Here is a 23,741-nt window from a genome sequence, read left to right on the forward strand (position 1 = left end):
CCCCCGCCAGGATCATCGCCACCTGGAACATCAGCGCCAACTGGCCCAGTTCCCAGGTGATGATCGCCAGGCCCAACGGCAACGGCAACAACTTCGGCGTCACCATCCAGCACAACGGCAACTGGACCTGGCCAACGGTGTCCTGCAGTACCGGCTGATCCCCGGACACCCCTGACACCGCACCCGTGGCGCGGCGGCCCCCGGCCGCCGCGCCACACCCCTGCCCTGCCGCCCCGCGTACGGCGGCCGGCCGGAAACCGGATGCCGGAGCCGCCGGGCACCGCCGATACTGAGCGGCGTGGAACACGCGGGTCACCCGGCCGGGACCGAAGAACACCCCCTGAGCGGGGGCAATGTCAGCTCCGGGGTCGTACGGGCCGGGAACACCGTGCGGCGCCCGGCCGGGCCGTGGAGCCCTGCGGTGCACGCGCTGCTGACACACCTGCACGAGGCCGGATTCCGCGGTGCGCCCCGTCCGCTGGGCTTCGACGAGCGCGGACGGGAGGTGCTGGCCTTCGCACCCGGCACCGTGGTCTGGCCCGAGCGCTTCGCCCTGGTCGGCGACGACACCGGCCTGTCGCGGGTGGGCCGGCTGATCCGGGAGTTCCACGACGCGGTCGCCGGCTTCGTCCCGCCCCCGGGTGCCCGGTGGCAGCGGCTGATTCCCATGGAGGGCGACGAGATCATCGCCCACCACGATCTCGCGCCCTGGAACCTGGTGGTGGACGGGGACCGCGGCCCGGACGGCTGGGTCTTCATCGACTGGGACACCGCCGCGCCCGGCTCCCGGCTGGAGGATCTGGCCTATGCCGCCCACGCGTTCGTCCCGCTCTCCGCGAACCCGGCCTGGCAGCGCGCCGACGCCGGCCCCCGGCTGCGCGTCCTCGCGGACGCGTACGGGCTGGACGACGAGGACGGACGCCGACGCCTGGTGCCGTACCTGGGCCGCCGCACCCGCGCCATGCACGACTTCCTGCGCGCCCGGTCGGCGGCCGGGCACCAGCCCTGGGCACGGCTGTGGGCCGAGGGCCACGGCCGGGTGTGGCGGGAGGACGCCGAGTACATCGAGCGGCAGGAGGAGACCTGGCTCCGTGCACTCCTCGACTGCTGAGGACGAGGACTTCCCGGAACGGACCGCCCGGACAGCGACGGGGATCTGGCCCGCTCCGGCCCGGGAGGCTCGGCGCTCCCTCCGGTGGACCGCCTGCCGCGTCTGTGATGTCCTGCGCTCATGAGCCTGTCGGTGGATGTCTTCGTTGTCGCTGCGAGCGGTGAGAGGCAGGTGCTGGACGTTCCGGACGGGTGCTCCGACTCCGCGGGATTCGAGAGCTGGCGCACTCGGGTGTGGGGCTCGGAGGTGGTGCGCTCGCTCGGGGCCGGCTTCCTGCCGGTTCTGGCCGACGCCGACCTGCAGGTCGAGCCCCGGCAGGTGCCCGCGTTCCTGCATGAGTGCCTGCTGCTTCGCGAGAACCTGGAGAGGATCGCCGCGGAAACGGAATCGGTACGGACGACCGAGGAGCACAGGGGAGCGATCTCCGACCGGCTGGCCGTCATCGAGGATGCCGCCAGGCGCGCAAGGGCCATCGGCGGTGGCCTCCTCATCTGGTGACGTGCCCGGCGGCAGCATCACGGACCCGTCCATGAGGAACGGCCGCCGCACCGCCGGGGCGGCCGCGTCAGCAGGGATCAGGCGGTCGGGTCCCAGAGCCCGCCGGCCTCGCCGCGGGCAAGGTGTTCCGCGTAGACGCCGACCTTCCAGGCGATGACCGAACGGCACTCCTCCAGCGCCTGGATCTGTGCGTCGACGCGCCGCCGGTGGGCGTCGAGGAGCTGCAGACGCTCCGCCTCGTTGCCCGGACCGTGCCGCACCAGCTCGGCGAACCGCTTCAGTTCGGCGAGCGGCATGCCGGACTCCCGCAGCTTGACGCAGATCATCAGCCAGTCGACGTCGGCCGTGGTGTATCGCCGCCGGCCGCCCGCGGTTCGCCGGACCGGCCCGACCAGCAGGCCCTCGCGTTCGTAGAAGCGCAGCGCATGCACGCTGAGTCCGGTCCGGCCGGCCACCGCGCCGATGCCCAGCGGCTCCGCGCGGGCGCCGGTGGTGTCGGTGGCGCCGGTGGTCTCGGTCGTGTCGGTGGTCTCGGTGGTGTCCATGCCGCCCCCCCGCCCAGGACTTGATCTCTACCTCGCTCTAGATTCTACGGTCGTCGGCATGACCATCACTGACCAGCAGCCGCTCGGCTCGCCCTTCTCCGCCGGCAGCACCACCGAGGACGTCCTGGCCGGCCTCGACCTCTCCGGCGTCACCGCCGTCGTGACCGGGGGCTCCTCCGGGCTCGGTCTGGAGACCACCCGGGGACTGGCGGCCGCCGGGGCCCGGGTCGTCGTTCCGGCGCGCCGGCCCGAGTCCGCCCGCGCCGCTCTGCAGGAGACGGAGCGGTGCGAGATCATCCCGATGGATCTGGCGGACCTCGGCAGCGTGCGCGCCGCCGCCGCGCAGATCAGGGAGTCCGTCGACAGGCTCCACCTCCTCATGGCCGTCGCCGGCGTCATGGCCACCCCTGAACGGCGGCTCGGCCCCGGCTGGGAGGGGCAGTTGGCCACCAATCACTTCGGGCATTTCGTGCTGGCCTGCGAGCTCTACCCGCTCCTGGCCGCCGCCGGCGGTGCGCGCGTCGTGGTCTACAGCTCCGCCGCGCACGGCCTGACCGACTTCCGCTGGCACGACGCGCACTTCCGCACCGGCTATGACAAGTGGCTCGCCTACGGCCAGTCCAAGACCGCCAACGTCCTGTTCGCCGTGCAGCTCGACGCCCTCGGCCGGGACGACGGCGTCCGGGCCTTCGCACTCCACCCCGGCAAGATCATCACGGGCCTCCAGCGGGAGATGACGCTCCAGGAGCAGGTCGAACGCGGATGGGTGGACGAGCGCGGCAAGGTGATCGGCGCCGACTTCATGTCACCCTCCCAGGGCGCCGCCACCGGCCTGTGGGCGGCCACGTCCCCGCTCCTCGACGACCGCGGCGGGCTGTACCTGGAGGACTGCGACGTCGCGCGGGTCTTCAGCCCCGGCGAGTCCTTCGGCGACGGCGGCGTTCACGAGTACGCCCTCGCTCCCGAGGGGGCCGCCCGGCTGTGGGAGGCGTCCGTGACGGCCACCGGAGCCGCTCCCCTCGGCCGGTCCACGGCCCGCTGACGGGGCGTCGGGCGGGAGCGCGAGCGGTCAGGGCTGGAACCGGACGGTGCGGCCGGGAGCGGGGCTGTGCCGGTGGACGTTCCCGCGGCGGGCGAGCCGAGCAGCGTGGCTCTGGCCCCGTGGCACTCGGCGGAGACACCTCCGCGGAGCTCATACGGTCTGGTGCAGCACCTTCTCCACAGCTCCAGGAGGGACCATGCCCGAGGGGCCGTGGACCACATCCCGCTGCCGCGGCGGCCCGGGAAGCGGCGAGTGCCTGGCACTCGCCGCCGGTCCCGGCGGCCGGGTCCCGCTTCGCGAGAGCGAGCGGCCGAGGGTGATACGCAGGGCCGCCCCGCCTGCGGGCCGGGGGTTGCTGGAGGCGATGAAGGCGGGGCGGCTGCTGCGGGACGACGGTCAGCGGGTCCAGTTCTGGCGCGTGGCCCACTCACGGAGGGTGGTGGAGCCGGTGCTCACCACCGCCGGGTCGGGTTCCGGGGCGGGCGGGGCGTCCGGCGGGGGCGGCATGTAGGAGGCGGCGATGCCGGCGGCGGCCTCGGGGCCGAGGTGCGGGGCGAGCATCCGTTCCGTCTCCTCCGGGGTGATGGCCCGCCACCGCACCGGAAGCCCCAGCGCGGCGCCCAGTTCGGCGGCCACCTCCTCGCCGGTGAGGGCCTGCGGACCGGCCAGCACGCGGAGCGGCGGCGGGGCCGGGGAGGCCAGCAGCCCGGCGACGGCCGCGCCGAGGTCGTCCATGGCGAGCCACGGCACGGGCAGGTCGGCGGGCAGCGGGTAGGCGACCTCTCCGGCCGCGACCAGCGGGGCCGACCAGGGCGCGGACAGGTTCTCCATGTAGGTGCGGGCCGGGGCGATCACCGTGGCCGCCGGCACCACGCCCGGCAGTTCGGCGGCGAGCCGTGCCCGGGCGTCGAGGAACGGCACCCCGATCGGCTCGGTCATCACCGGGCCGCTGGTGTTGAACACCGCCTGCCGCACGCCCGCCTGCTTCAGGGCGGTGAGCACCGCCTCGGCCTGCTGCAGCGCCGCGTCGGCGGCGAACACCAGGGGCAGTTGCACGACCACCGCGTCGGCGCCGGTGTAGGCGGCGGCCAGCGAGTCGGGCGACGACAGATCGGCGGTGACGGGTTCGGCACCCCGGGGAAGCCCGGGTACGGAAGGGTTGCGGACGGCCGCACGGACCCGGTGGCCGGCGGCGAGCAGCTTGCGGACGACCGGCACGCCCTGTGTGCCGGTCGCTCCGTGGACGACAACGGTGGTGTTCTCCATGGGCCGCAAGCTAGTTCACAGTGGGAAGCAGTACCCAGCCCGTTATATTGTTTCCCTGTGGAAACTCTTGAGCCTGACCAGGCAGCTCGCCTTCTCGGGAAGTGCGACACCACGCACGGCTGCGGCGTCGAGCGGACGCTCAAGGTGCTGGACGGCAAGTGGGCGACGCTGGTCGTGCGGGAGCTGCTGACCGGCCCCAAGCGCTTCGGCGAGCTGCGCGCCGCGCTGGGCACCCCGAGCGCCAAGACCCTCACCGACCGGCTGCGCGGCCTGGAACACCAGCAGATCCTCACCCGCACCGTGTACGCCGAGGTGCCGCCGCGCGTGGTCTACGAGCTCACCGAGCGGGGGCGGAGCCTGAGCGGCATCCTCTACGCCATGCTCGTCTGGGGCGAGGAACACCCGCCGCCCGGGGAGTAGGAGGAGCAAGAGGAGCAAGAACCGTCGTACGGCGACGGCCCCGTCCCCCGGGCGGTGCGGGGAACGGGGCCGGGACGGGACGGCGGGAGGGGTCAGTCCTCGGTGCCGTCCACGATGACCGGGGTGCCGCCCCCGTCGCCGCACGGCGAGGTGTAGACCGGGTTCTCGGCGGCGGCCTCGGCAAAGGCGTCGATGCAGAGCTTGGCCAGCACCCGGTCGGTCAGGGACTCCTCCAGGATGCGGTTGGCCTCGGCGATGCCCTCGGCCTCGATCCGCTTGCGCTCGGCCTCGGCCTCGGCGGTCCGCTGCTCCTCCTCGGCCCGCTCGGTGGCCTGCTGCTGCTGGATCTTGCGGTCGATCTGCTCCTGGAGCTTCTCGGAGGGCTGCACATTGCGCAGGTTGACGTTGGTGACGGTGATGCCGCGCGGGGCGAGCCGGTCCTTGATCGCGGCCGAGATCTCCTGGCCGATCTGCTCCCGGGCGGAGGCGTAGCCCTCCTCGCTGGTGTGCTGGGCGAAGACGTTGCGCACGATCTCCCGGCTGTCGGGGTACACCAGCCGCTCCTGGATGGCCTTCTCGTCACCGGCCAGCCGGTAGAGGTCCACCGCGCTGTCCGGGTTCACCGACCACTTCACGGTCAGCTCCACATACATCACGCCGCCCTGCGAGGAGCGGACCTCGACCTCGTCCTCGCCCTGCAGGTTGAGGTCCACCGGCCGGGTGGAGAAGGTGGTGACCGAGGTGAAGGGCAGCTTCAGGTGCATGCCCGAGTTCAGCGGATCGCCCACCTTGCCGAAGGTGACGGGCACGCCCACCTCGTAGGCGCCCACCACGTGCACGCAGCTCAGGATGGCGGCCAGCACACCGGCCAGCAGCGATCCCAGCGCCCCCAGCCGCAGGGACCGCTTCTCGGTCATCCGGGCCGCCACGAACAGCCCCACGGCGGCGAGTATCAGCAGAACGGCGAAGAACACGACGGCTCCCCCTGTGAAAAGACTTCAGTCATGTGTCCTGCGGATCATACGGGCCGGGAATTGCCCGACTTCCGTCGCCCGGCCCGGCCTTGACGGGCCGCGGCGGAGGCCGCGAGCCGGTCAGGCGTAGGCGGCCAGGACGTCCCGGGCCACCTCGACGGTCCGCCGCTCCAGTTCCTCCGCGGGGAGCACGGGCGACAGCGCGTGCTCGACGAAGACCAGCAGGTTGTCCTGCCGCACCCACACGGTGCTGCTGCGGTACGTGGCGTCCTCGTTGGTGTAGCGGCGCGCACTGGCCGCGTCCCCCAGGCCGTCGAGGGCGGTGGTGTTCTCGACGCCGGACCAGACGCGGTGCTGTTCGGCGGCCATGCCGGTGCCGCTCAGGCCCAGCAGCGGGCTCGGCGCCAGGGCGGCCACCCGTACCTCCAGGTGGCCATGGCCGTGGCCGTGGCCGGAGCCCGGTTGCACCCGCCAGGAGCAGCCGGCCAGTCCGGGTGCGGCGGCGTACGACGGGCCGGGGGTGAGGTCGGTCGCCTCGTTTCCGGGCAGCAGAGTGCCGGCCTGGTCCGCGAGGGTGTCGCACACCGGATGCGCCCGGGGGTGCTCGCCCGCGTCACGGCCGGGGGCGGCGGGCCCGGCCGGATCGGCCCCGAGGGCGGTCAGCACACCGACCGCCGCGGACACCAGCGCGGCCTCGACGTTCTCCAGCGACGGTGCCTCCGCCTCCCGGGCGCGTCCCCTGGCGTCGGCCACGTCCGCGGTGGCCGTCACGCTCAGGATCGCGTTGCGGTGCCGGACCACGAGCTCGCCCTCGCGCACCGAGCCCATCAGGCCGGTCGGCCACTCGCCGATCCTGGCGCGCGCCTCGTCCCCGAGCCCCGGTATGTCCGTGGCGGTGGGCCATGCGTCGTCCTCGACGCGCCCGACCTCCATGCGGGAGTACCACTGGTCGCCCTCCCGGAAGGCGGCCTCGGCGGCCTCGGCCGCGGTGGCGTTCTCCTCCGCGCCGTGGAGCAGCACCTGCACGCCCAGTGCGCGTTCGACGGCCGGGAGTTCCTCGGCGTTCTCCCACCAGGTGCAGCGGCGGTCCGGCTCGCGGTTCCCGGGGAAGCCCATCAGTTCCAGGGCCTGTGCGGGCACCGCGGCGCAGATGTCGGCGATGTCGTCCCCGGTCAGTCCGGCCTGCTCCGCCGGGGTGGCGGACCCGGCCGCGGAGGGGGTCTCCCCGGTGCCGGAGCCGGTGCCGGAACCGGTATCGCCGGTTCCGCTGGTGCAGCCGGCCGTCAGCAGCAGAGCGGTCAGTACGGCCGTGCCGGCCGCCGCGCGTCGTCCCCCGTGCATGCGAAGTCCCCCTGGTACGTGTCGTCTTCAGGCATGCACTCTAGGGGGTGGTGGCCGGGAACCGGTCCCCGCTCGGCCCGGCCCCTGCCCGCCGGGCGGGGCCTCAGAGCCAGGCGGCGGCGTCGGTGCCCCAACGGGACGGCGGGCGGTGCCAGGTCCGGGGGGCGCCGTCGTAGCGCACCGGCGGGAGGGCGTGGCGCAGCGTCCCGCAGGGCGAGGCGGTCTCGGTCAGCCAGGGGGCGGGATCGTAGCCGTCCCCGCCGTCGTCGCCGTCTTCGGGCGGCGCGGGCCGGATGCCGTGGAGCAGCCAGGAGGCGGTACCGGCCAGGGAGAGCCGGACCGTCCGACCGCCGCCGGTGCGCTGCCGGTCGCTCAGCGCCCGCAGCACGGCGGCGGCCAGCAGATAGCCGGTGCCGTGGTCCAGCGCCTGGGCGGGCAGCGCGCCCGGACGGCCGTCGGCGCCGGCCTCGGCCGCGGCGATGCCGACGGCGGCCTGCACCAGGCTGTCGAAGCCGCGCCGCCCGGCCCAGGGCCCGGCGGCGGTCCAGCCCCAGGCACTGAGCCGGGCGACGGTCAGGCCGGGGTGGCGGTCCAGCAGGCCGCCGGGGGCCAGGCCGTACCGGTCGAGTGCGCCGGGACGGTAGCCGGTGACGACCACGTCGGCGGCGGCGAGCAGTTCGTCGCAGACCTTGCGGTCCGCGGGGTCGGCGAGGTCGAGCCGCGCGGACCGCTTGCCCATGCCGGTGTCGGCGTGCGCGTCCGGGTCCTCCGGCAGCCGGGGGGAGTCGATGCGCAGCACGTCGGCGCCGAGCAGGGCGAGGGTGCGGGTGGCGACCGGACCGGCGATGACCCGGGTCAGGTCCAGCACCCGGACCCCGGCGGCGGGCAGCGGGGCCGCCGGCAGGACGCGGGGCGGGGCCTCCCCCACGGTCTCGGTCTCCACCAGCGGATGCCGGGCGCCGGCGGCCTCGGGTGCGACGGCCACGGCCAGCCCGCCCGCCGCATAGACCTGCTCCTGGACTTCGCGGGCCTGCCGGCCGGCCAGTTCGCCGGCGAGCCGCCGCGCCGCCGCCTCCGGGTCGTCGTCACCGCTGTCGGGGAGGCCGAGCGCGCCCAGCAGCCGGGCGCGGTGGTGCGGGTAGTTGGCGTGGGTGCGGACCCAGCCGTCCGCCGTGCGCCAGAAGCCGGACAGCGGCGCGAACAGCGTGAGTGCCCGGCCGTCGATGCGCAGGTGCCGCTCGCTGACGAAGGCGGTGGCCACCGCCCCTTCGTGCACCCGCACCGGCGGCACCGGGGTGCCGTTGCGCAGCGCCAGCAGTTCGGCCGCGGCCAGCGAGCAGACGCCCACGGTGGCACGGGCCAGTTCCCGCACCGGCAGCCGGGACGGCAGCACGCCGGTCACGCCCTGGTACGTCACCTCCTCGGCGAGGCCCTGCCCGCCCCCGAGGGCGGCCCATGCCCGCACCGTCGCCGCATCGCCGTTCGTCCGCCGCGTCATCCGGCCAGTGTGCCAACTTCCCGGCGGCGCCGGGCCGTAAGGTGATCCATTCCTCAGGCGTCGGCAATCCTCGCCGGAATGCCGGGAGATGCCCGGACGGGAGCGGCGGGCGCGGCGGGGTCAGTGGTGGGCGGGCCAGGGGCCGGTGCGCCACAGGGGGGTCATCTTCAGCCGGGACAGCCGCCAGCCGGCGGCCGTGCGCACCGCCTGGTACTCGTAGGTGCCGCCCAGGAACAGCGGTTCGGCGTCCGGCCGGGGGATGCGGGTGACGTGCAGCAGGGCCCGGACGGCGGCCCGGTCGCCGTCCAGGTCGACGAGGACGTTGCCCAGCAGGTGCTGGGCGCGCTCCTCGGCCGGGTGGTGGCGGTGGATGCGGTCCACCAGGGGGCCGATGCCCTGCACCGGTCCGGCCGGGGTGGTGACGGAGACGTCCTCGGTGAACAGCAGCCGGGGGTCGGTCCGGGCGCGTTCGTCCATCCACAGGGCGTGGCGGGTGACCAGTTCCTGGATCTCCAGGCGGTCGGCGACGGACGGGGACCCGGTGGCAGCGGCAGCGTCGGCGGCCCCGGCAGCGTCAGCGGCGGCAGCGGCGGCGGTCGTGGACATGGGCGGTACTCCTTCGGCACGGTCCTGCGGGAGGGGCGGGAAGCCCCGGGGGCAGCCTGTGCCGTCCGGGCGGGTACCATGCACCGCCGGGCACGAATCCACGCGTAAGGGGCAGCGGCGGGGCTCGCCCGCCCGCCGCCGGGGTCAGCCCCCGGACTGGTCGGCCCAGGGCTTGCTCCGGTCGAGGAACTCGCGCTCCTCGGTGAGCGAGTACCAGTTGCCGGACGGGTCGCGGAAGATGGCCTCCACGCCGTAGGGCCGCTCCTTGGGCTCCTGGAGGAACTCGACCCCGGCCTCGGTGAGCCGCTTGTACTCGGCGTGGCAGTCGTCGGTGCGGAGCACGGCGGCGCCCATCACGCCCTTGTTGACCAGGGTGGTGAGCATCTCGGCGGATTCCGGGTCCAGGCCGGGGCCGTCCGGGCGCATCAGGGTGAAGCAGACCTCGGGCTGGCCGGGCACGCCGACGGTCAGCCACCGCATGTCCCCCATCTCCATGTCGGAGCGGATCTCGAAGCCGAGCTTTCCGGTGAAGAAGGCGGCGTCCCGCTCCTGGTCGGTGGACCAGACGGTGGTGATGGCAATGTTCTTGATCATGGTGTGCGGCCTCCGCGGGCGTCGCTGTCGGTGACGGAACGGTCTTCACCGTAGGCGGGCGCGGGCCCGTGCGCTTCTCCGGAATTGCGCTCTTGCGCGGCCGGTGCGCCAGCCGGTGCGCGGGCCGGGAAGCCGCCGTTCCACAGCAGGGCGAAGCAGCCGGGGATCAGGGCGGCACCGCGGTGCAGGTGCCGTTTCCGGTATTCGCCGGGGGTCAGGCCGGTCCGCCGCTTGAAGGTGCAGGAGAAACTCCCCAGGCTGTGGAAACCGACCAGATGGCAGATCTCGGTGACGGACAGGCCCGCGGTGCGCAGCAGTTCCTCGGCCCGCTCGATGCGGCGCCGGGAGAGGTACTGGCCGGGGCTCTCGCCGTAGGCGGACTTGAAGGCGCGCACGAAGTGATACGGGCTGTAACCGGCGTGTGCCGCGACCGCGTCCACGTCCAGGGGCTGCGACCAGTCCCGGTCCATGAGGTCCTTGGCGCGGCGCAGCTGACGCAGCCGCACCATGCCCGGCGTCGTCATGGCTCCATGCTCACACGGCTTCGCCGGCCTCGCCCAGGGTGCGCGCGTGGCAGTCGGCGAGGTGGTCGTTGACCAGGCCGCACGCCTGCATCAGGGCGTAGGCGGTGGTGGGGCCGACGAACCGGAAGCCCCGCTTCTTGAGCGCCCTGGCCATGGCGGTGGACTCGGGCGTGACGGCCGGCACCTCGGCCGGGGTGCGCGGCGGCGGGGCGGGCCGCTCGGGGGCGAAGGACCACAGGAGCTCCGTCAGCTCCCCCTCGGCCCAGTCGGCGGCGATCCGGGCGTTGTGCACGGTGGCCTCGATCTTCGCCCGGTTGCGGATGATGCCGGGGTCGCCGAGCAGCCGCTGGATGTCGTCCGGCGTGAAGGCGGCGACCTTGCGGATGCGGAAGTCGGCGAACGCGAGACGGAAGCCCTCCCGGCGGCGCAGGATGGTCAGCCAGGACAGCCCGGACTGGAAGGCCTCCAGGCTGAGGCGCTCGAACAGGGCGTCGTCCCCCCGCACCGGGCGGCCCCACTCGGTGTCGTGGTAGACGCGGTAATCGGCGGGCTCCGCTCCCCAGGGGCAGCGCGCCGGCCCGTCGGCTTCCGGAGCGCCGGCCGCCTGTGCCGGTACCGGATGGGTGACGTCCATGGGGACCAGTCTCCCGGATGTCACTGACAACCATGCAGTCGGCTACCGGCCAGATATGGATGATCACGCTGTGATGATGCTCATCCCGGGAGCGCTCCGTGGGAACCGCGCGGGGTCAGGCCGGGGTCAGGCCGGGGTCCCGGTGAGGGCCGGCTGCCGGGCGGCTCAGGGCACCTCGCGCAGGTACATGGCGCCGCAGGTGTGGCACATCGGCTCTCCCGTGGCGCCCCAGTCGGTGTCCGGGCGCAGCTCGGCGTCCGGCAGCAGCTCCCGGCCGCACATCGCCGTGGTGCCCTCGCCGCGCACCATGTGCCAGCTCTTCACCCCGGCGCCCGGGTCGTCCGGCGGGTACTCCGCCCGCATCGTGTGCTCCATGCCGCCACCTCCTCCCCCTCATGGTGTGCCGGGCCGGGCGGAACCGCGAGGCGGACGGAGACCGGACGCACCGGCCGCCGGACCGGCTCAGGCACCCGCCCGGACCGGGACGTCCTCCTCGGCCTCCGTCCCGGCCGCCGGCGGGGTGGAGGCGCCGCGGAGCGGGGTCTCCTTGATGAACCAGCCGGCCGCGAAGGCCAGCACGGAGACCAGGGCGGCGGCCAGGAAGACGGTGTGGGTGCCGGCCGCCACCGCGGTCTCGTAGGCGGCGCGGGCCCCCGCGGGCAGCTCCGCCAGGGAGGCGGGGTCGAGCTGCGCCCCGGTCTCCGTGACGGCCACGCCCTGGCCGCCGTCCCCGCCGGTCCCGGCCGCCGCGCCCTGGCCGGCGAGGCTGTCGCCGACCCGGTGGTTGAAGAAGGCGCCGAGCAGCGCCACCCCGAAGGAACCGCCCAGGGTGCGGGAGAGGGTCGCGGTGGAGGAGGCCACGCCCATGTCCTTCATCTCCACGCTGTTCTGCGCGATGAGCATGGTGAGCTGCATCAGGAAGCCCATGCCCGCGCCCACCAGGGCCATGAACACGCCGGTGGCCAGGCGGCCGGTGCCGGTGTCCATGGTGGACAGCAGGGAGAGCCCGGTCAGGATCAGCGCCCCGCCCGCCACCGGGAACCACCGGTAGCGGCCGGTGGCGGTGATGATCCGGCCGACGACCAGTGAGACCAGCATCATCGACAGCAGCATGGGCAGCATCAGCAGGCCGCTGTTGGTGGCCGAGGCGCCCTGCACGGTCTGCTGGAACAGCGGCAGGAAGATCATCGACCCGAACATCACGAAGCCGAGCAGGAAGCCGATCCAGGTGACCAGCGAGAAGTTGCCGCTGCGGAAGATGTGCAGGGGCAGCAGCGGTTCCGGCACACGGGTCTCGACGAACAGGAACAGGGCCAGGCACGCCACGCCGAGGGCGATCAGGCCGAGGATGGTGGCCGAGCCCCAGGCGTACTCCGAGCCGCCCCAGGTGGTCACCAGGACGAGCGAGACGATGCCGGTGGTGAGCAGCACCGCACCCGGATAGTCGATCCGGGCGTGGCCGCGCCGCCGGGGCAGGTGCAGCACCGTGGTGACCATGATCAGCGCCGCCGCGCCCAGCGGGACGTTGATGTAGAAGGCCCAGCGCCAGCCGAGGTGGTCGGTGATCACGCCGCCCAGCAGCGGGCCGCCGATCATGGCGACGGCCATGACGGAGGCGAACATGCCCTGGTACTTGCCGCGCTCACGGGGCGGTATGAGTTCGCCGATGATCGCCATGGTGCCGACCAGCAGTCCGCCGGCGCCCAGGCCCTGGAGGGCCCGGAAGCCGATCAGCTGCCCCATGGTCTGGGCGGCGCCGGAGGTGACCGAGCCGGCCAGGAAGATGACGATGGAGGCCAGGTAGATGCCCTTGCGCCCGTAGAGGTCGCCCAGCTTGCCCCAGATGGGGGTGGAGGCGGCGGTGGCCAGGGTGTAGGCGGTGACCACCCAGGAGAGGTGGGCCAGGCCGCCCAGCTCGCCGACGATGGTCGGCATGGCGGTGGCCACGATCATGTTGTCGAGCATCGCCAGCAGGATGGTGATGCTCAGCGCGATCAGGATGACGCGGATGCTGCGCGGCGGGCGCCCGGCGGCGTCCGGCGGCGGTGCGGTGCCGTCCGCCGGATCGGCGGCTCCGGCGCCGGCCGCGCCGGGTCCGGCCGCCGGACGGCCGGAGGTCGGGTGCTGCTCGGTCATGGTCTCCCCACGGGACGACGCCGCCCCCGGGCAGGCGGGTGGCGGCGCAAGGCGATGCGTCCGAACGTACGGGAGCTACTTGCCGGGCGTCAAGTAAGTATCTCGGAGCGGGCAGGCCGGAAGGGGAAGCGGGGCCGGAAACCGCAAGGGGCGGCGGGGAACGGCGGGGGGCGGGAGCGCGTGCGGAGACATGACGACGGCGTCCCCGCCGGGGCCCGTCAGGGCCCGGCGGGGACGCCGCTCTGCTCGTGCCTGCCGGTGAGGGCGGGCTCAGCGCTCCTTGGACATGTTGGGCTTGCCGCCCGCGGCCGCGGCCACCGGGGCCTCCGGCAGGGTCGCCTTCTCCTCACCCCGGAAGGTGAACTTGGCTTCCTTGCCCTCGCCCTCGGTGCCGACCACCACGATGTGACCGGGGCGCAGCTCGCCGAAGAGGATCTTCTCCGACAGCGCGTCCTCGATCTCCCGCTGGATGGTCCGGCGCAGCGGCCGGGCACCCAGCACCGGGTCGTAGCCGCGCTTGGCCAGCAGCTGCTTGGCCTCGGCGGACAGCTCGATGCCCATGTCCCGGTCCCGCAGCCGCTCGTCCACCTGCGCGATCATCAGGTCGACGATCTTGATGATGTCGTCCTGCGAAAGCTGGTGGAAGACGATGGTGTCGTCCACACGGTTGAGGAACTCGGGCCGGAAGTGCTGCTTCAGCTCGTCGTTGACCTTGGTCTTCATCCGCTCGTACCCGGTGGTGACATCTCCGGCCGGGGCGAAGCCCATGTTGAAGCCCTTGGAGATGTCCCGGGTGCCGAGGTTGGTGGTCATGATGATGACCGTGTTCTTGAAGTCCACGACGCGGCCCTGGGAGTCGGTCAGCCGGCCGTCCTCCAGGATCTGCAGCAGCGAGTTGAAGATGTCCGGGTGGGCCTTCTCCACCTCGTCGAAGAGGACCACCGAGAACGGCTTGCGCCGCACCTTCTCGGTCAGCTGGCCGCCCTCCTCGTACCCGACGTAGCCGGGCGGGGAGCCGAACAGCCGGGAGACGGTGTGCTTCTCACCGAACTCCGACATGTCCAGGGCGATCAGCGCGTCCTCGTCGCCGAACAGGAACTCGGCCAGCGTCTTGGACAGCTCGGTCTTACCGACACCGGACGGGCCGGCGAAGATGAACGAGCCGCCGGGACGCTTCGGGTCCTTCAGACCGGCCCGGGTGCGGCGGATCGCCTGGGACAGCGCCTTGATGGCGTCGTCCTGGCCGATCACCCGCTTGTGCAGCTCGTCCTCCATGCGGAGCAGCCGCGAGGACTCCTCCTCGGTGAGCTTGAAGACCGGGATGCCGGTGGAGGCGGCCAGCACCTCCGCGATCAGCTCCTCGTCCACCTCGGCGACGACGTCCATGTCGCCGGCCTTCCACTCCTTCTCCCGCTGCGCCTTCTGCTGCAGGAGCTGCTTCTCGGTGTCCCGGAGCGAGGCGGCCTTCTCGAAGTCCTGCGAGTCGATCGCGGACTCCTTCTCCCGGCGCACCCCGGCGATCTTCTCGTCGAACTCGCGCAGGTCCGGCGGAGCGGTCATCCGGCGGATGCGCATCCGCGAGCCCGCCTCGTCGATCAGGTCGATCGCCTTGTCCGGCAGGAAGCGGTCGGAGATGTAGCGGTCGGCCAGCTGGGCCGCCGCCACCAGCGCGGAATCGGTGATCGAGACGCGGTGGTGCGCCTCGTACCGGTCGCGCAGCCCCTTGAGGATCTCGATGGTGTGGGTCATCGACGGCTCCGCCACCTGGATCGGCTGGAAGCGCCGCTCCAGCGCGGCGTCCTTCTCCAGGTGCTTGCGGTACTCGTCGAGCGTGGTGGCACCGATCGTCTGCAGTTCGCCGCGGGCCAGCATCGGCTTGAGGATGGAGGCCGCGTCGATGGCACCCTCGGCGGCGCCCGCGCCGACCAGGGTGTGCAGCTCGTCGATGAAGAGGATGATGTCGCCGCGCGTGCGGATCTCCTTGAGCACCTTCTTCAGGCGCTCCTCGAAGTCACCGCGGTAGCGGGAGCCGGCCACCAGCGCGCCCAGGTCCAGGGTGTAGAGGTGCTTGTCCTTGAGGGTCTCGGGCACCTCACCCTTGACGATGGCCTGCGCCAGGCCCTCGACGACGGCGGTCTTGCCGACGCCGGGCTCACCGATCAGCACGGGGTTGTTCTTGGTACGGCGGGACAGCACCTGCATGACCCGCTCGATCTCCTTCTCGCGCCCGATGACCGGGTCGAGCTTGTTCTCCCGGGCGGCCTGCGTGAGGTTGCGGCCGAACTGGTCGAGCACGAGGGAGGTGGACGGCGTGCCCTCGCTGGGCGCGCCGGCGGTGGCGGCCTCCTTGCCGCCGGAGTAACCGGACAGCAGCTGGATGACCTGCTGCCGCACCCGGTTGAGGTCGGCTCCGAGCTTCACCAGAACCTGCGCGGCGACACCCTCGCCCTCGCGGATCAGGCCCAGCAGGATGTGCTCGGTGCCGATGTAGTTGTGGCCGAGCTGAAGCGCTTCGCGGAGCGAGAGCTCCAGCACCTTCTTGGCCCGGGGGGTGAAGGGAATGTGGCCGGACGGGGCCTGCTGGCCCTGGCCGATGATCTCCTCCACCTGCTGGCGGACCGCCTCGAGCGAGATCCCGAGGCTCTCCAGGGCCTTTGCGGCGACACCCTCGCCCTCGTGGATCAGGCCCAGGAGGATGTGCTCGGTGCCGATGTAGTTGTGGTTGAGCATCCGGGCCTCTTCCTGAGCCAGGACGACAACCCGCCGCGCGCGNTTGAGCATCCGGGCCTCTTCCTGAGCCAGGACGACAACCCGCCGCGCGCGGTCGGTGAACCTCTCGAACATCGTTATCGCTCCTCAGAGCGGTCAGTCAGTAAGGGGTCGGTCCCCTCCCTGTCCTTCCGCAGCTTAGTCCCGCCAGGCAGGACCGCTTCTTTCTGTTGCCGTACCCGCCCTGGGCGGAAAGACCCCGACCGGTCCGGCACCAGTTCCAACCCGATAGTGCGAGACGATGTTCCCGCAGGCCAGGCGAATCCACCTGGTATGGCTACGCCCATGGCGAACGCGCGGAGGGCCGCTGAACGCCGACGGTCGCCGCACCAGAGAGGAAGCGTCGCCTCCGACGTCACCGCCCCCGTGAGCCACTACCGGATTCCCTACCCGTCCAGGCTGGCACTCCATGCGGAACACGCCCACGGCATCCGCTACTGGCGAACAGCCCGCCGGGATCCGGCCGCGGGAAGCGCCGGGCGAATCCACCGCACGGCCCGGGGACGGCCCGTGGCCGGCCCGGCGGCGGCACCGGGCATACGGGTGCCGACGCACGGTGACGGGCGGCGGCGCCGCGCGGTGCCGGACCGCACGGGCGGCACCTGATGTAACGAGCATGACGATCGCGCAGGACACTCGCGCGGGCCGGGCATGCCGCGAGGGGCCGGCCCTTGCGGGCACGGCCCCTCGTCAACCCCGTGCGCGGAGAGTGGCTTCCGGCGCGCGGCGGCGCCGGCGCGTGCGCATTTCAGCCGTTGGCCTTTTCGTAAGCCTCGCGAATCTCGGCCGGAACGCGGCCCCGGTCATTCACCGCGTAGCCGTTCTCCTTGGCCCATGCCCGGATCTTGGCGGTGTCGGCAGTGCCGCCGCCGGCCGCGGACGTACGGCCCGGCCGGGCGCCGCGCTGGGAACGGCCGGTGGAACGCCGGCCGGCCTTCAGGTAGGGCTCCAGAGCCGCACGGAGCTGTTCCGCGTTCTCCGCGTTGAGGTCGATCTCATAGTTCTTGCCGTCGAGCCCGAACGTTACGGTCTCATCGGCCTCGCCGCCCTCGAGGTCGTCGAGGAGAAGGACCTGAACCTTCTGCGCCATCGGGCTGCTCCTCATTCCGTCGGTGTCGAATGCTTTTCCTTCTGGGACGTAATGAAACCGCGCTTTGCGGAAAAACACAAACCCTGGAGCGGATACCCTGGGGAACTCCCGAGGACTCGACGGGACGATTCGGACAAATAGGAACGGAGCCGGAACAGGGCCTTTCGTAATCAGAGATGCAGCAGCATGCGGGTGTTGCCCAATGTGTTCGGCTTCACTCGTTCCAGTCCCAGGAACTCGGCGACCCCCTCGTCATAGGAACGCAGCAGCTCGCTGTACACATCGCCGTCCACCGGGGTATCGCCGATCTCGGTGAAGCCGTGCCGCCCGAAGAACTCGACCTCGAAGGTCAGGCAGAAAATGCGGCGGACGCCCAGCCAGCGCGCGGTCTGGAGCAGCTTCTCCAGCAGCAGGTGGCCCACCCCGGCACCGCGCAGCTCCGGATCCACGGCCAGGGTACGCACCTCGGCGAGATCCTCCCACATCACGTGCAGCGCTCCGCAGCCGACCACCCGGGCGTCCAGATCCCGCTCGGCCACCCAGAACTCCTGAATGTCCTCGTAAAGGGTCACCGTGGCCTTGTTCAGCAGGATGCGGTCCCGGGCGTATGCGTCGATCAGCCGGCGGACGGCCGGGATGTCGGGGGTACGGGCCCGGCGCACGGTAATTTCCGGACGCTCCCCGGAGTGCCCGGCGGAGGCCGGAGTGTTCGCGCGGCACTTCACAGACGGAGGCTATCCCCGGGCCGGGCGGCCGGGGTCCCCGGGGGCCGGCCCGGCGGCCCCGGACCCCGCCTCACCGGCGGATTCGCCGGTCTCCGCGGCCTCTTCGGCCCGCCCGTCCCCGGACGGCTCCGGGAGCGCGGCGAGCCGTACGCCCGGCACGTCGACGACCCGGAGAGCATCCCGCAATGCGGCGATCTGCTCGGGCGACATCATCTCGAAGAATGCGACCAGGGCGGCGGCCGGGCTGTCGCTCGCCGACCAGGCGTCGTTCATCAAAGCGGCGGCGTAAGCGGCGCGTGTGGAGACGGCTTCATAGCGATAGGCACGGCCGTGCTGCTCGCGCCGGACCCATCCCTTCTGGTGGAGGTTGTCCAGCACCGTCATCACTGTCGTATAAGCGATCGAGCGTTCCCGCTGAAGATCCTCCAGAACTTCCCGCACCGTGACCGGACGGTTCCACTCCCATACGCGGGTCATGACCGCGTCTTCAAGGTCTCCCAATGGCCGAGGCACCCGAGAAGAATAGCCACACATGCCCCGATTTCCGGTGATCGGCCTGGTCGGAGCGGTGAAGGGCACCGGGCGGGTGAAGCCGCGCCGTCCCGTTGCCACGGGACGCCGGGAGCGGCGGGAGTACGGTGCCCGGAACACCCGGGATAGACATCCGGATACCGCGGCGGCGGGCGGCGGGAACACCGGTGAGTTGCCGGAGTTGCCGCGCCGGTGCACGCCGGTATGCGCCCGCGTAACCGGCGGTGCCCACCGGCCCGGGCGGCGGCCGGCCAATCCGGTACGGCCCGGGACACCAAAGCCGCGCCGCCGAACCGGGACGCCGAACCGGGACGCCAATCCCGGGACCCGCCGGGATGCGGCCGGGGACTAACGGCGGCCGTCCGCCTCCTGACCGCCCGCGATACGGGCGGCCTCGGCCGCCGCCATGGCATCGGCGGCGGCGTCTTCCTTGAACTTGTTGGTACCGCCCTGAGACTTCACGATGGTCACGATCAGCGCGGTGAAAGCCACCGCCATCACCGTGGGCGGGAAGAGCGCGGCAAGGTAATCCACGGCTCCGGGCCTCCTTTTCCGCGGGGCATGCCTGGCATCCCGGCTTCTGGGCGGTGCGCTTCTCACCGCGGGCTTCCCGGCTTCTCGCCTCTTGCGGCCCCCGGCCGCAAGTCCGCGTCATCCGCCGCACCGGGCGAGAACCAGGGTAATACCGCGCTACGGGGCGGCCGGCCGCGGGGGGCGCTTGTGCTTGAAGACTTCCGCCGGAGTGGGCACGGGCCGCCGGCCCTTGCCGGACTGCCCGGCGCCCGCGGTGCCATTCCGCTCCTCGCGCCGCCCGGCCTCCCCGGACCCCGCGGGCTGCCCGGGCTGCCCGGACTGCCCGGACTGCCCGGTGTTCCCGCCGCCGCCCTGACCGGCACCCTCGGGGCGCTGCCCGGAGCGGCGCTCCTGGGCGCTGCCGCCGCTCTGCTCCTGGCGGGCGCGCTGCTCGTCCCCCTGCTGCCGCTCGCGGCCCTCGGCATCGTACCCAGTCATGCCCCGAGATTAGCCGCTAAACGGACAATGCGCGCATGCTGGACTTCGGCGTGTCAGTCGCTCCGCGCCACGCCGCGCCGCGTCAGCGCTGGCCGCCGCGCCGGCCCCCGATGTTGCGCTCGTAGACCAGACGCAGCCCGATCAGGGTCAGCCAGGGCTCGTGCGCGTCGATGACCGACACCTCGCGCAGCACCAGCGGGGCCAGGCCCCCGGTGGCGATCACCGTCACTTCCTCCGGGTCGTCGGCCAGCTCCCGGGCCATCCGCTCCACCACGCCGTCCACCTGCCCGGCGAAGCCGTAGAGGATGCCGGACTGCATCGACTCCACGGTGTTGCGGCCGATCACGTGGCGCGGCCGGGCCAGCTCCACCTTGTGCAGCTGGGCGCCGCGCCGGCCCAGCGCCTCCACCGAGATCTCGATGCCGGGCGCGATGGCGCCGCCCGCGTACTCGCCGCGCGCGGTGACCGCGTCATAGGTGGTGGCGGTGCCGAAGTCGACGACGATGCACGGCCCGCCGTACAGCTCGACCGCGGCCACCGCGTTGATGATGCGGTCGGCGCCGACCTCCTTGGGGTTGTCGGTGGTGATCTGCACGCCGGTCTTCACGCCCGGCTCCACCAGCACGGCCGGGATGTCCCCGTAGTAGCGGCGGGTCACGTCCCGCAGCTCGTGCAGCACCGAGGGCACCGTGGAGCAGATGGCGATGCCGTCCACGTTGTCGCCCAGCTCCTCGCCGAGCAGCGGGTGCATGCCCATCAGGCCCTGGAGCAGCACGGCCAGCTCGTCGGCGGTGCGGCGGGCGTCGGTGGAGATCCGCCAGTGCTCGACGATCTCGTCGCCGTCGAACAGGCCGAGCACCGTGTGGGTGTTGCCGACGTCGATGGTGAGCAGCATCAGCCGTCCTCCCGCTCCGGCGCACGCTCCGCGGGGCGCAGGTCCAGCCCGATGTCCAGCACGGGAGCGGAGTGGGTCAGCGCGCCCACCGCCAGATAGTCCACCCCGGTCTCCGCGTAGGCGCGGGCGCTGTCCAGGGAGAGGCCGCCGGAGGACTCCAGGGCGGCCCGGCCGGCCACCAGCTCCACGGCCCGGCGGGTGTCCTCCACCGTGAAGTTGTCCAGCAGCAGCAGATCGGCGCCGGCCGCGAGCACGGGCTCGATCTGGTCCAGCCGGTCCACCTCGACCTCGACCGGCAGCCCCGGGCTGCCCGCCTCCTCCAGGGCGGTCCGTACCGCGGCGAACGCCTCGGCCACCCCGCCGGCCGCGATCACATGGTTGTCCTTGATCAGCGCGGCGTCGGAGAGGGACATCCGGTGGTTGAGGCCGCCGCCGCAGCGCACCGCGTACTTCTCCAGGGCGCGCAGCCCCGGGGTGGTCTTGCGGGTGTCGCGGACCCGGGCGCCGGTGCCCTCCAGGGCGTCGGCCCAGGCGCGGGTGGCGGTGGCGATGCCGGACAGCCGGCCGAGCAGATTGAGCGCGCTGCGCTCGCCGGTCAGCAGGTCCCGGGTGCGGCCGGTGACGGAGAGCAGCACCTGCCCGGCCGCCACCCGGTCGCCGTCCTCGGCATGGCGCTCCACCTCCAGCTCGGCGGTGCAGGCCACGGAGAGCACCGCCTCGGCGATGCGCAGACCGGCCACGGTGCCGGGGCGGCGGGCGGTGAAATCGGCGGTGGCGACGGCGTCCTCGGGGACGGTGGCGACGGTGGTGATGTCCACGCCGTGGTCGAGGTCCTCCTCCAGGGCCAGGTGCGCGATGTCCTCCACCAGCACCGGGTCCAGGCCGGCGGCGGCCAGCAGCGCGGCCAGTTCCGGGTCGAGGCCGCACTCCAGGGGGTCGTGCCCGGGGATGAACCCGTCGGCGCCGCCGGCGCCGTCCGCGCCGCCGCAGCCGCAGGAGTCTCCGCAGCCGCCTGTGGTCAGGGCCGTCGCGTCCTCGGGTCGGGTGCCGAGCGGCAGCAGGGTCAGCTCCACCGGGCGCGGCGGGGAGGCGTCGGGGCTGGCGTTCACGGGTGTGGTTCTCCTTGTGCTGATGATGTCGGTGATGCGGCGGTGGCCGCCGCCGGGAACACCGCGCCGGGCGTGGTGCCCGGCAGCCCGGTCCCGTCCGTGGCCCGGAGGTCGAGCGTAGAGCCACCGCGGGGGGAACCGGAGCCGTCCTTGACATCACCACCGTGACCTGGGACGGAACCGGGGCCGCCGGGCACCGCGCCGGTGCCGGGGCGGAGACGGACGATGAGATGGCGGCGCCAGCGGGCGTCGTCCCGCTCCGGGAAGTCCTCCCGCCAGTGGCTGCCCCGGGTCTCCTCGCGTTCCCGGGCCGCGGCCACCAGCACCCGGGCCACCAGATGCAGATTGCTGGTCTCCCAGCTCTCCGTGCCCGGCTCGCCCGGCTTGTCCACGGCCCGCTCGGCCAGGGCGTCCAGCTCGGCCGCGGCCCGGTCCAGGCCGGCCGCCGAGCGCAGCACGCCCGCGCCCCTGGTCATGATGCGCTGGATCTCCTGCCGGGCCTCGGGCGGAAGCAGCCGCTGCGGCGGCAGGGAGGCCAGCGGCCCGCCCTCCCCGTCCGTCGCGCCCGCCCTGCCCGTCCCGGCGGCTCCGGAGCGCGCCGGGACGGTGGTCTCCCCCGCGGCCTGCCGGGCGATCTCCCGGCAGATCCGCTCGGCGAAGACCAGGCCCTCCAGGAGCGAGTTGGAGGCCAGGCGGTTCGCGCCGTGCACGCCGGTGCAGGCCACCTCGCCGCAGGCGTACAGCCCCGGGACCGTGGTACGGCCGTGCTCGTCGGTGCGCACCCCGCCGGAGGCGTAGTGGGCGGCGGGCGCGACCGGCACCGGCTCGGTCACCGGGTCGATGCCGTGCGCCCGGCAGGCGGCCAGGATGGTGGGGAAGCGGTCCCGCCACATGGCGGCGCCGAAGTGGCGGCCGTCCAGGAACATGTGGGACGCGTCCTGCTCGTGCATGCGGCGCATGATGCCCTTGGCGACGATGTCGCGCGGCGCCAGCTCGGCCAGCTCGTGCCGCCCCAGCATGAACCGGACCCCGGAGGCGTCCACCAGATGGGCGCCCTCGCCGCGCACCGCCTCGGAGATCAGCGGCTGCTGGCCCTCGGCCTCCGGGCCCAGATACAGCACGGTGGGGTGGAACTGCACGAACTCCAGGTCCGATACCTCGGCGCCGGCGCGCAGCGCCAGGGCCACCCCGTCGCCGGTGGACACCGCGGGATTGGTGGTGGCGGCGAAGACCTGGCCCATGCCGCCGGTCGCCAGGACGACGGCCGGCGCGTGCACGGCACCCACGCCGTCGTGCCGCCCCTCGCCCATGACGTGCAGCGAGACCCCGGCGGCGCGGCCCGCGGAGTCCTTGAGCAGATCGAGCACCAGGGCGTGCTCGATGGTCTCGATCCCGGCCCGGCGGACCGCCTCCACCAGGGCGCGGGAGATCTCCGCGCCGGTGGCGTCGCCACCCGCATGGGCGATGCGGCGGCGGTGGTGGCCGCCCTCCCGGGTGAGGGCGATCTCGCCGGAGGGCGCGGTGTCGAAGCGGGCGCCGTCGGCGATCAGGCGGCGGACCGCGCCGGGGCCCTCGGTGACCAGGATGCGCACGGCGTCCTCGTCGCACAGCCCGGCCCCGGCGACCAGGGTGTCGGCCAGGTGCTGCTCGGGAGAGTCGCCGGTGCCCAGGGCGGCGGCGATGCCGCCCTGCGCCCAGCGGGTGGAGCCGTCGTCCAGCAGCGCCTTGGTGACGATCACGGTGGTCAGGCCGGCGGCGGCGCAGCGCAGCGCGGCCGTCAGCCCGGCCACGCCGGAACCGACGACCACGACATCGGCCCGCACGGCCCAGCTCGGCGGCGGGGACAGTGCCGTCCCCGCCGCGGCTATCCCGTCCGCGCCGCCGTTCCCGGCTCCGTTCCCGGCTGCGCTCCCCGCTCCGCTCACCGCTGCACCTCCATGTCGTTGCCCGCCGCGCCCTGCTCGGTGTGCGCGGAAGCGGTGGCCGAGCGTGAGGTCCCGGCCTCCGCCGCGCCCGTGACCCCGGGGCGGCCGGAGCCGTGCCCGTGCGCCGATGCGGGTCCGCCGCCGTGGCCGGGGCCGGGGGCGCGCCCGGGTGCGCGGTGGCCGGGGTGCGCGGCGGCGGGCGGGGGATCGGCGAAGGCGGCGAAGGTCAGGGGAAGGTTGTCGATCAGCCGGGTGGTGCCGACCCGGGCCGCCACGGCGAGCACCGCCTCTCCGGTCCAGTCGTCCGGGATCTCGGTGAAGTCGGCCGGGTCGACCAGGGCCAGGTAGTCCAGCCGCAGCGGCGGGTCGAGCTGGGCCGCGTCGTCCAGCACCGAGCGGGCGGCGGTGCGCACCGCGGCCGGCACCGGCGACCGCCCGGCCGCGGCGGCCACCGCGTAGGCGTCCGCCGACGCCCGGGTCTCATCCATGGCGGCCAG

25 protein-coding genes are annotated in these 23,741 nt (G+C 73.3%); 4 read left to right on the forward strand and 21 right to left on the reverse strand.

Annotation, left to right across the window (positions count from 1 at the left end):
* Positions 1–298 precede the first annotated feature (298 nt).
* Together GQS09_RS16950 and GQS09_RS16955 are read left to right on the forward strand one after the other, a co-directional pair.
* The gene (locus GQS09_RS16950) at positions 299–1,111 is read left to right on the forward strand and encodes a phosphotransferase (protein ID WP_313896179.1); all 813 of its coding nucleotides are present in this window, start codon (positions 299–301) and stop codon (positions 1,109–1,111) included.
* A 120-nt stretch (positions 1,112–1,231) separates the two neighbouring features.
* Positions 1,232–1,609 carry a hypothetical protein gene (locus tag GQS09_RS16955; RefSeq protein WP_165987053.1) on the forward strand — a complete coding sequence of 126 codons (378 nt, stop codon included), beginning with the start codon at positions 1,232–1,234 and terminating at the stop codon, positions 1,607–1,609.
* A 77-nt stretch (positions 1,610–1,686) separates the two neighbouring features.
* On the opposite strand, the gene GQS09_RS16960 is transcribed toward GQS09_RS16955, so the two are convergent.
* Complete coding sequence (locus GQS09_RS16960; RefSeq protein WP_165987055.1) at positions 1,687–2,154, reverse strand: MerR family transcriptional regulator; 468 nt, start codon at positions 2,152–2,154, stop codon at positions 1,687–1,689.
* A 58-nt stretch (positions 2,155–2,212) separates the two neighbouring features.
* Here GQS09_RS16960 and GQS09_RS16965 point away from each other — a divergent pair, with 58 nt between their 5' ends.
* On the forward strand, positions 2,213–3,196 hold the full coding sequence (locus tag GQS09_RS16965; protein WP_165987057.1) for an SDR family NAD(P)-dependent oxidoreductase: 984 nt from the start codon (positions 2,213–2,215) through the stop codon (positions 3,194–3,196).
* A gap of 396 nt (positions 3,197–3,592) precedes the next feature.
* On the opposite strand, the gene GQS09_RS16970 is transcribed toward GQS09_RS16965, so the two are convergent.
* Positions 3,593–4,462 carry an NmrA family NAD(P)-binding protein gene (locus tag GQS09_RS16970; RefSeq protein WP_165987060.1) on the reverse strand — a complete coding sequence of 290 codons (870 nt, stop codon included), beginning with the start codon at positions 4,460–4,462 and terminating at the stop codon, positions 3,593–3,595.
* A 57-nt stretch (positions 4,463–4,519) separates the two neighbouring features.
* Here GQS09_RS16970 and GQS09_RS16975 point away from each other — a divergent pair, with 57 nt between their 5' ends.
* Positions 4,520–4,882, forward strand: a complete 363-nt coding sequence (locus GQS09_RS16975; protein ID WP_165987062.1) for a helix-turn-helix domain-containing protein — start codon at positions 4,520–4,522, stop codon at positions 4,880–4,882.
* A gap of 92 nt (positions 4,883–4,974) precedes the next feature.
* Here the strand turns inward: GQS09_RS16975 and GQS09_RS16980 are convergent, their stop codons facing one another.
* From GQS09_RS16980 to GQS09_RS17070, 19 genes are all read right to left on the reverse strand, one after another.
* The gene (locus GQS09_RS16980; protein WP_313896180.1) at positions 4,975–5,856 is read right to left on the reverse strand and encodes a prohibitin family protein; all 882 of its coding nucleotides are present in this window, start codon (positions 5,854–5,856) and stop codon (positions 4,975–4,977) included.
* A 120-nt stretch (positions 5,857–5,976) separates the two neighbouring features.
* Positions 5,977–7,197 (reverse strand): hypothetical protein, encoded by a 1,221-nt coding sequence (locus GQS09_RS16985; protein WP_165987064.1) that lies wholly within the window; start codon positions 7,195–7,197, stop codon positions 5,977–5,979.
* 103 nt (positions 7,198–7,300) lie between these two features.
* On the reverse strand, positions 7,301–8,695 hold the full coding sequence (locus tag GQS09_RS16990; RefSeq protein ID WP_165987066.1) for a CoA transferase: 1,395 nt from the start codon (positions 8,693–8,695) through the stop codon (positions 7,301–7,303).
* Between the two features lie 120 nt (positions 8,696–8,815).
* Entirely contained in the window at positions 8,816–9,301 is a 486-nt protein-coding gene (locus tag GQS09_RS16995) for a nuclear transport factor 2 family protein (protein WP_165987068.1), read from the reverse strand.
* Between the two features lie 144 nt (positions 9,302–9,445).
* Entirely contained in the window at positions 9,446–9,895 is a 450-nt protein-coding gene (locus tag GQS09_RS17000) for a VOC family protein (RefSeq protein WP_165987070.1), read from the reverse strand.
* Positions 9,892–10,419, reverse strand: coding sequence for a helix-turn-helix transcriptional regulator (locus GQS09_RS17005; RefSeq protein ID WP_399552540.1), 528 nt, complete (start codon positions 10,417–10,419; stop codon positions 9,892–9,894). Before GQS09_RS17005 ends, GQS09_RS17000 begins: the two co-directional genes overlap by 4 nt.
* Before the next feature lie 10 nt (positions 10,420–10,429).
* On the reverse strand, positions 10,430–11,053 hold the full coding sequence (locus GQS09_RS17010; RefSeq protein WP_165987072.1) for a DNA-3-methyladenine glycosylase I: 624 nt from the start codon (positions 11,051–11,053) through the stop codon (positions 10,430–10,432).
* A gap of 165 nt (positions 11,054–11,218) precedes the next feature.
* A complete protein-coding gene (locus GQS09_RS17015; protein WP_165987074.1) occupies positions 11,219–11,428 on the reverse strand; it encodes a hypothetical protein in 210 nt (69 codons plus the stop codon).
* Between the two features lie 87 nt (positions 11,429–11,515).
* Entirely contained in the window at positions 11,516–13,189 is a 1,674-nt protein-coding gene (locus tag GQS09_RS17020; protein WP_165987076.1) for an MDR family MFS transporter, read from the reverse strand.
* Positions 13,190–13,459: 270 nt separating this feature from the next.
* Positions 13,460–16,033, reverse strand: a complete 2,574-nt coding sequence (locus GQS09_RS17025) for an ATP-dependent Clp protease ATP-binding subunit (RefSeq protein WP_399552541.1) — start codon at positions 16,031–16,033, stop codon at positions 13,460–13,462.
* A 673-nt stretch (positions 16,034–16,706) separates the two neighbouring features.
* Positions 16,707–17,048 (reverse strand): Lsr2 family protein, encoded by a 342-nt coding sequence (locus tag GQS09_RS17030; protein WP_165987078.1) that lies wholly within the window; start codon positions 17,046–17,048, stop codon positions 16,707–16,709.
* Positions 17,049–17,218: 170 nt separating this feature from the next.
* Complete coding sequence (locus GQS09_RS17035; RefSeq protein ID WP_313896181.1) at positions 17,219–17,773, reverse strand: amino-acid N-acetyltransferase; 555 nt, start codon at positions 17,771–17,773, stop codon at positions 17,219–17,221.
* Positions 17,774–17,782: 9 nt separating this feature from the next.
* Positions 17,783–18,250 (reverse strand): BlaI/MecI/CopY family transcriptional regulator, encoded by a 468-nt coding sequence (locus GQS09_RS17040; protein WP_243761496.1) that lies wholly within the window; start codon positions 18,248–18,250, stop codon positions 17,783–17,785.
* Between the two features lie 402 nt (positions 18,251–18,652).
* Positions 18,653–18,838 (reverse strand): hypothetical protein, encoded by a 186-nt coding sequence (locus GQS09_RS17045; protein WP_165987083.1) that lies wholly within the window; start codon positions 18,836–18,838, stop codon positions 18,653–18,655.
* A gap of 156 nt (positions 18,839–18,994) precedes the next feature.
* Positions 18,995–19,315, reverse strand: coding sequence for a hypothetical protein (locus tag GQS09_RS17050; RefSeq protein ID WP_165987085.1), 321 nt, complete (start codon positions 19,313–19,315; stop codon positions 18,995–18,997).
* An 82-nt stretch (positions 19,316–19,397) separates the two neighbouring features.
* Complete coding sequence (locus GQS09_RS17055) at positions 19,398–20,210, reverse strand: type III pantothenate kinase (RefSeq protein WP_165987087.1); 813 nt, start codon at positions 20,208–20,210, stop codon at positions 19,398–19,400.
* Positions 20,210–21,283, reverse strand: a complete 1,074-nt coding sequence (gene nadC, locus GQS09_RS17060; RefSeq protein ID WP_165987101.1) for a carboxylating nicotinate-nucleotide diphosphorylase — start codon at positions 21,281–21,283, stop codon at positions 20,210–20,212. Before nadC ends, GQS09_RS17055 begins: the two co-directional genes overlap by 1 nt.
* 32 nt (positions 21,284–21,315) lie before the next feature.
* Positions 21,316–23,187 carry an L-aspartate oxidase gene (locus GQS09_RS17065; protein ID WP_165987103.1) on the reverse strand — a complete coding sequence of 624 codons (1,872 nt, stop codon included), beginning with the start codon at positions 23,185–23,187 and terminating at the stop codon, positions 21,316–21,318.
* Between the two features lie 53 nt (positions 23,188–23,240).
* On the reverse strand, positions 23,241–23,741 hold a 501-nt coding region (locus GQS09_RS17070), incomplete at its 5' end, for a pantoate--beta-alanine ligase (RefSeq protein ID WP_207957940.1).

The organism is Streptomyces sp. YIM 98790, assembly GCF_011421595.1.
Lineage (GTDB): Bacteria > Actinomycetota > Actinomycetes > Streptomycetales > Streptomycetaceae > Streptomyces.

Coding starts and splice junctions, on each gene's coding strand:
- GQS09_RS17040 (WP_243761496.1), bottom strand. CDS start 18,250: ATGACCCGCGTATGGGAGTGGAACCGTCCGGTCACGGTGCGGGAAGTT.
- GQS09_RS17000 (WP_165987070.1), bottom strand. CDS start 9,895: ATGATCAAGAACATTGCCATCACCACCGTCTGGTCCACCGACCAGGAG.
- GQS09_RS16965 (WP_165987057.1), top strand. CDS start 2,213: ATGACCATCACTGACCAGCAGCCGCTCGGCTCGCCCTTCTCCGCCGGC.
- GQS09_RS16970 (WP_165987060.1), bottom strand. CDS start 4,462: ATGGAGAACACCACCGTTGTCGTCCACGGAGCGACCGGCACACAGGGC.
- GQS09_RS16960 (WP_165987055.1), bottom strand. CDS start 2,154: ATGGACACCACCGAGACCACCGACACGACCGAGACCACCGGCGCCACC.
- GQS09_RS17015 (WP_165987074.1), bottom strand. CDS start 11,428: ATGGAGCACACGATGCGGGCGGAGTACCCGCCGGACGACCCGGGCGCC.
- GQS09_RS17055 (WP_165987087.1), bottom strand. CDS start 20,210: ATGCTGCTCACCATCGACGTCGGCAACACCCACACGGTGCTCGGCCTG.
- GQS09_RS17050 (WP_165987085.1), bottom strand. CDS start 19,315: ATGACTGGGTACGATGCCGAGGGCCGCGAGCGGCAGCAGGGGGACGAG.
- GQS09_RS17030 (WP_165987078.1), bottom strand. CDS start 17,048: ATGGCGCAGAAGGTTCAGGTCCTTCTCCTCGACGACCTCGAGGGCGGC.
- GQS09_RS17010 (WP_165987072.1), bottom strand. CDS start 11,053: ATGGACGTCACCCATCCGGTACCGGCACAGGCGGCCGGCGCTCCGGAA.
- GQS09_RS17020 (WP_165987076.1), bottom strand. CDS start 13,189: ATGACCGAGCAGCACCCGACCTCCGGCCGTCCGGCGGCCGGACCCGGC.
- GQS09_RS16955 (WP_165987053.1), top strand. CDS start 1,232: ATGAGCCTGTCGGTGGATGTCTTCGTTGTCGCTGCGAGCGGTGAGAGG.
- GQS09_RS16995 (WP_165987068.1), bottom strand. CDS start 9,301: ATGTCCACGACCGCCGCCGCTGCCGCCGCTGACGCTGCCGGGGCCGCC.
- GQS09_RS16985 (WP_165987064.1), bottom strand. CDS start 7,197: ATGCACGGGGGACGACGCGCGGCGGCCGGCACGGCCGTACTGACCGCT.
- GQS09_RS16990 (WP_165987066.1), bottom strand. CDS start 8,695: ATGACGCGGCGGACGAACGGCGATGCGGCGACGGTGCGGGCATGGGCC.
- GQS09_RS17005 (WP_399552540.1), bottom strand. CDS start 10,419: ATGACGACGCCGGGCATGGTGCGGCTGCGTCAGCTGCGCCGCGCCAAG.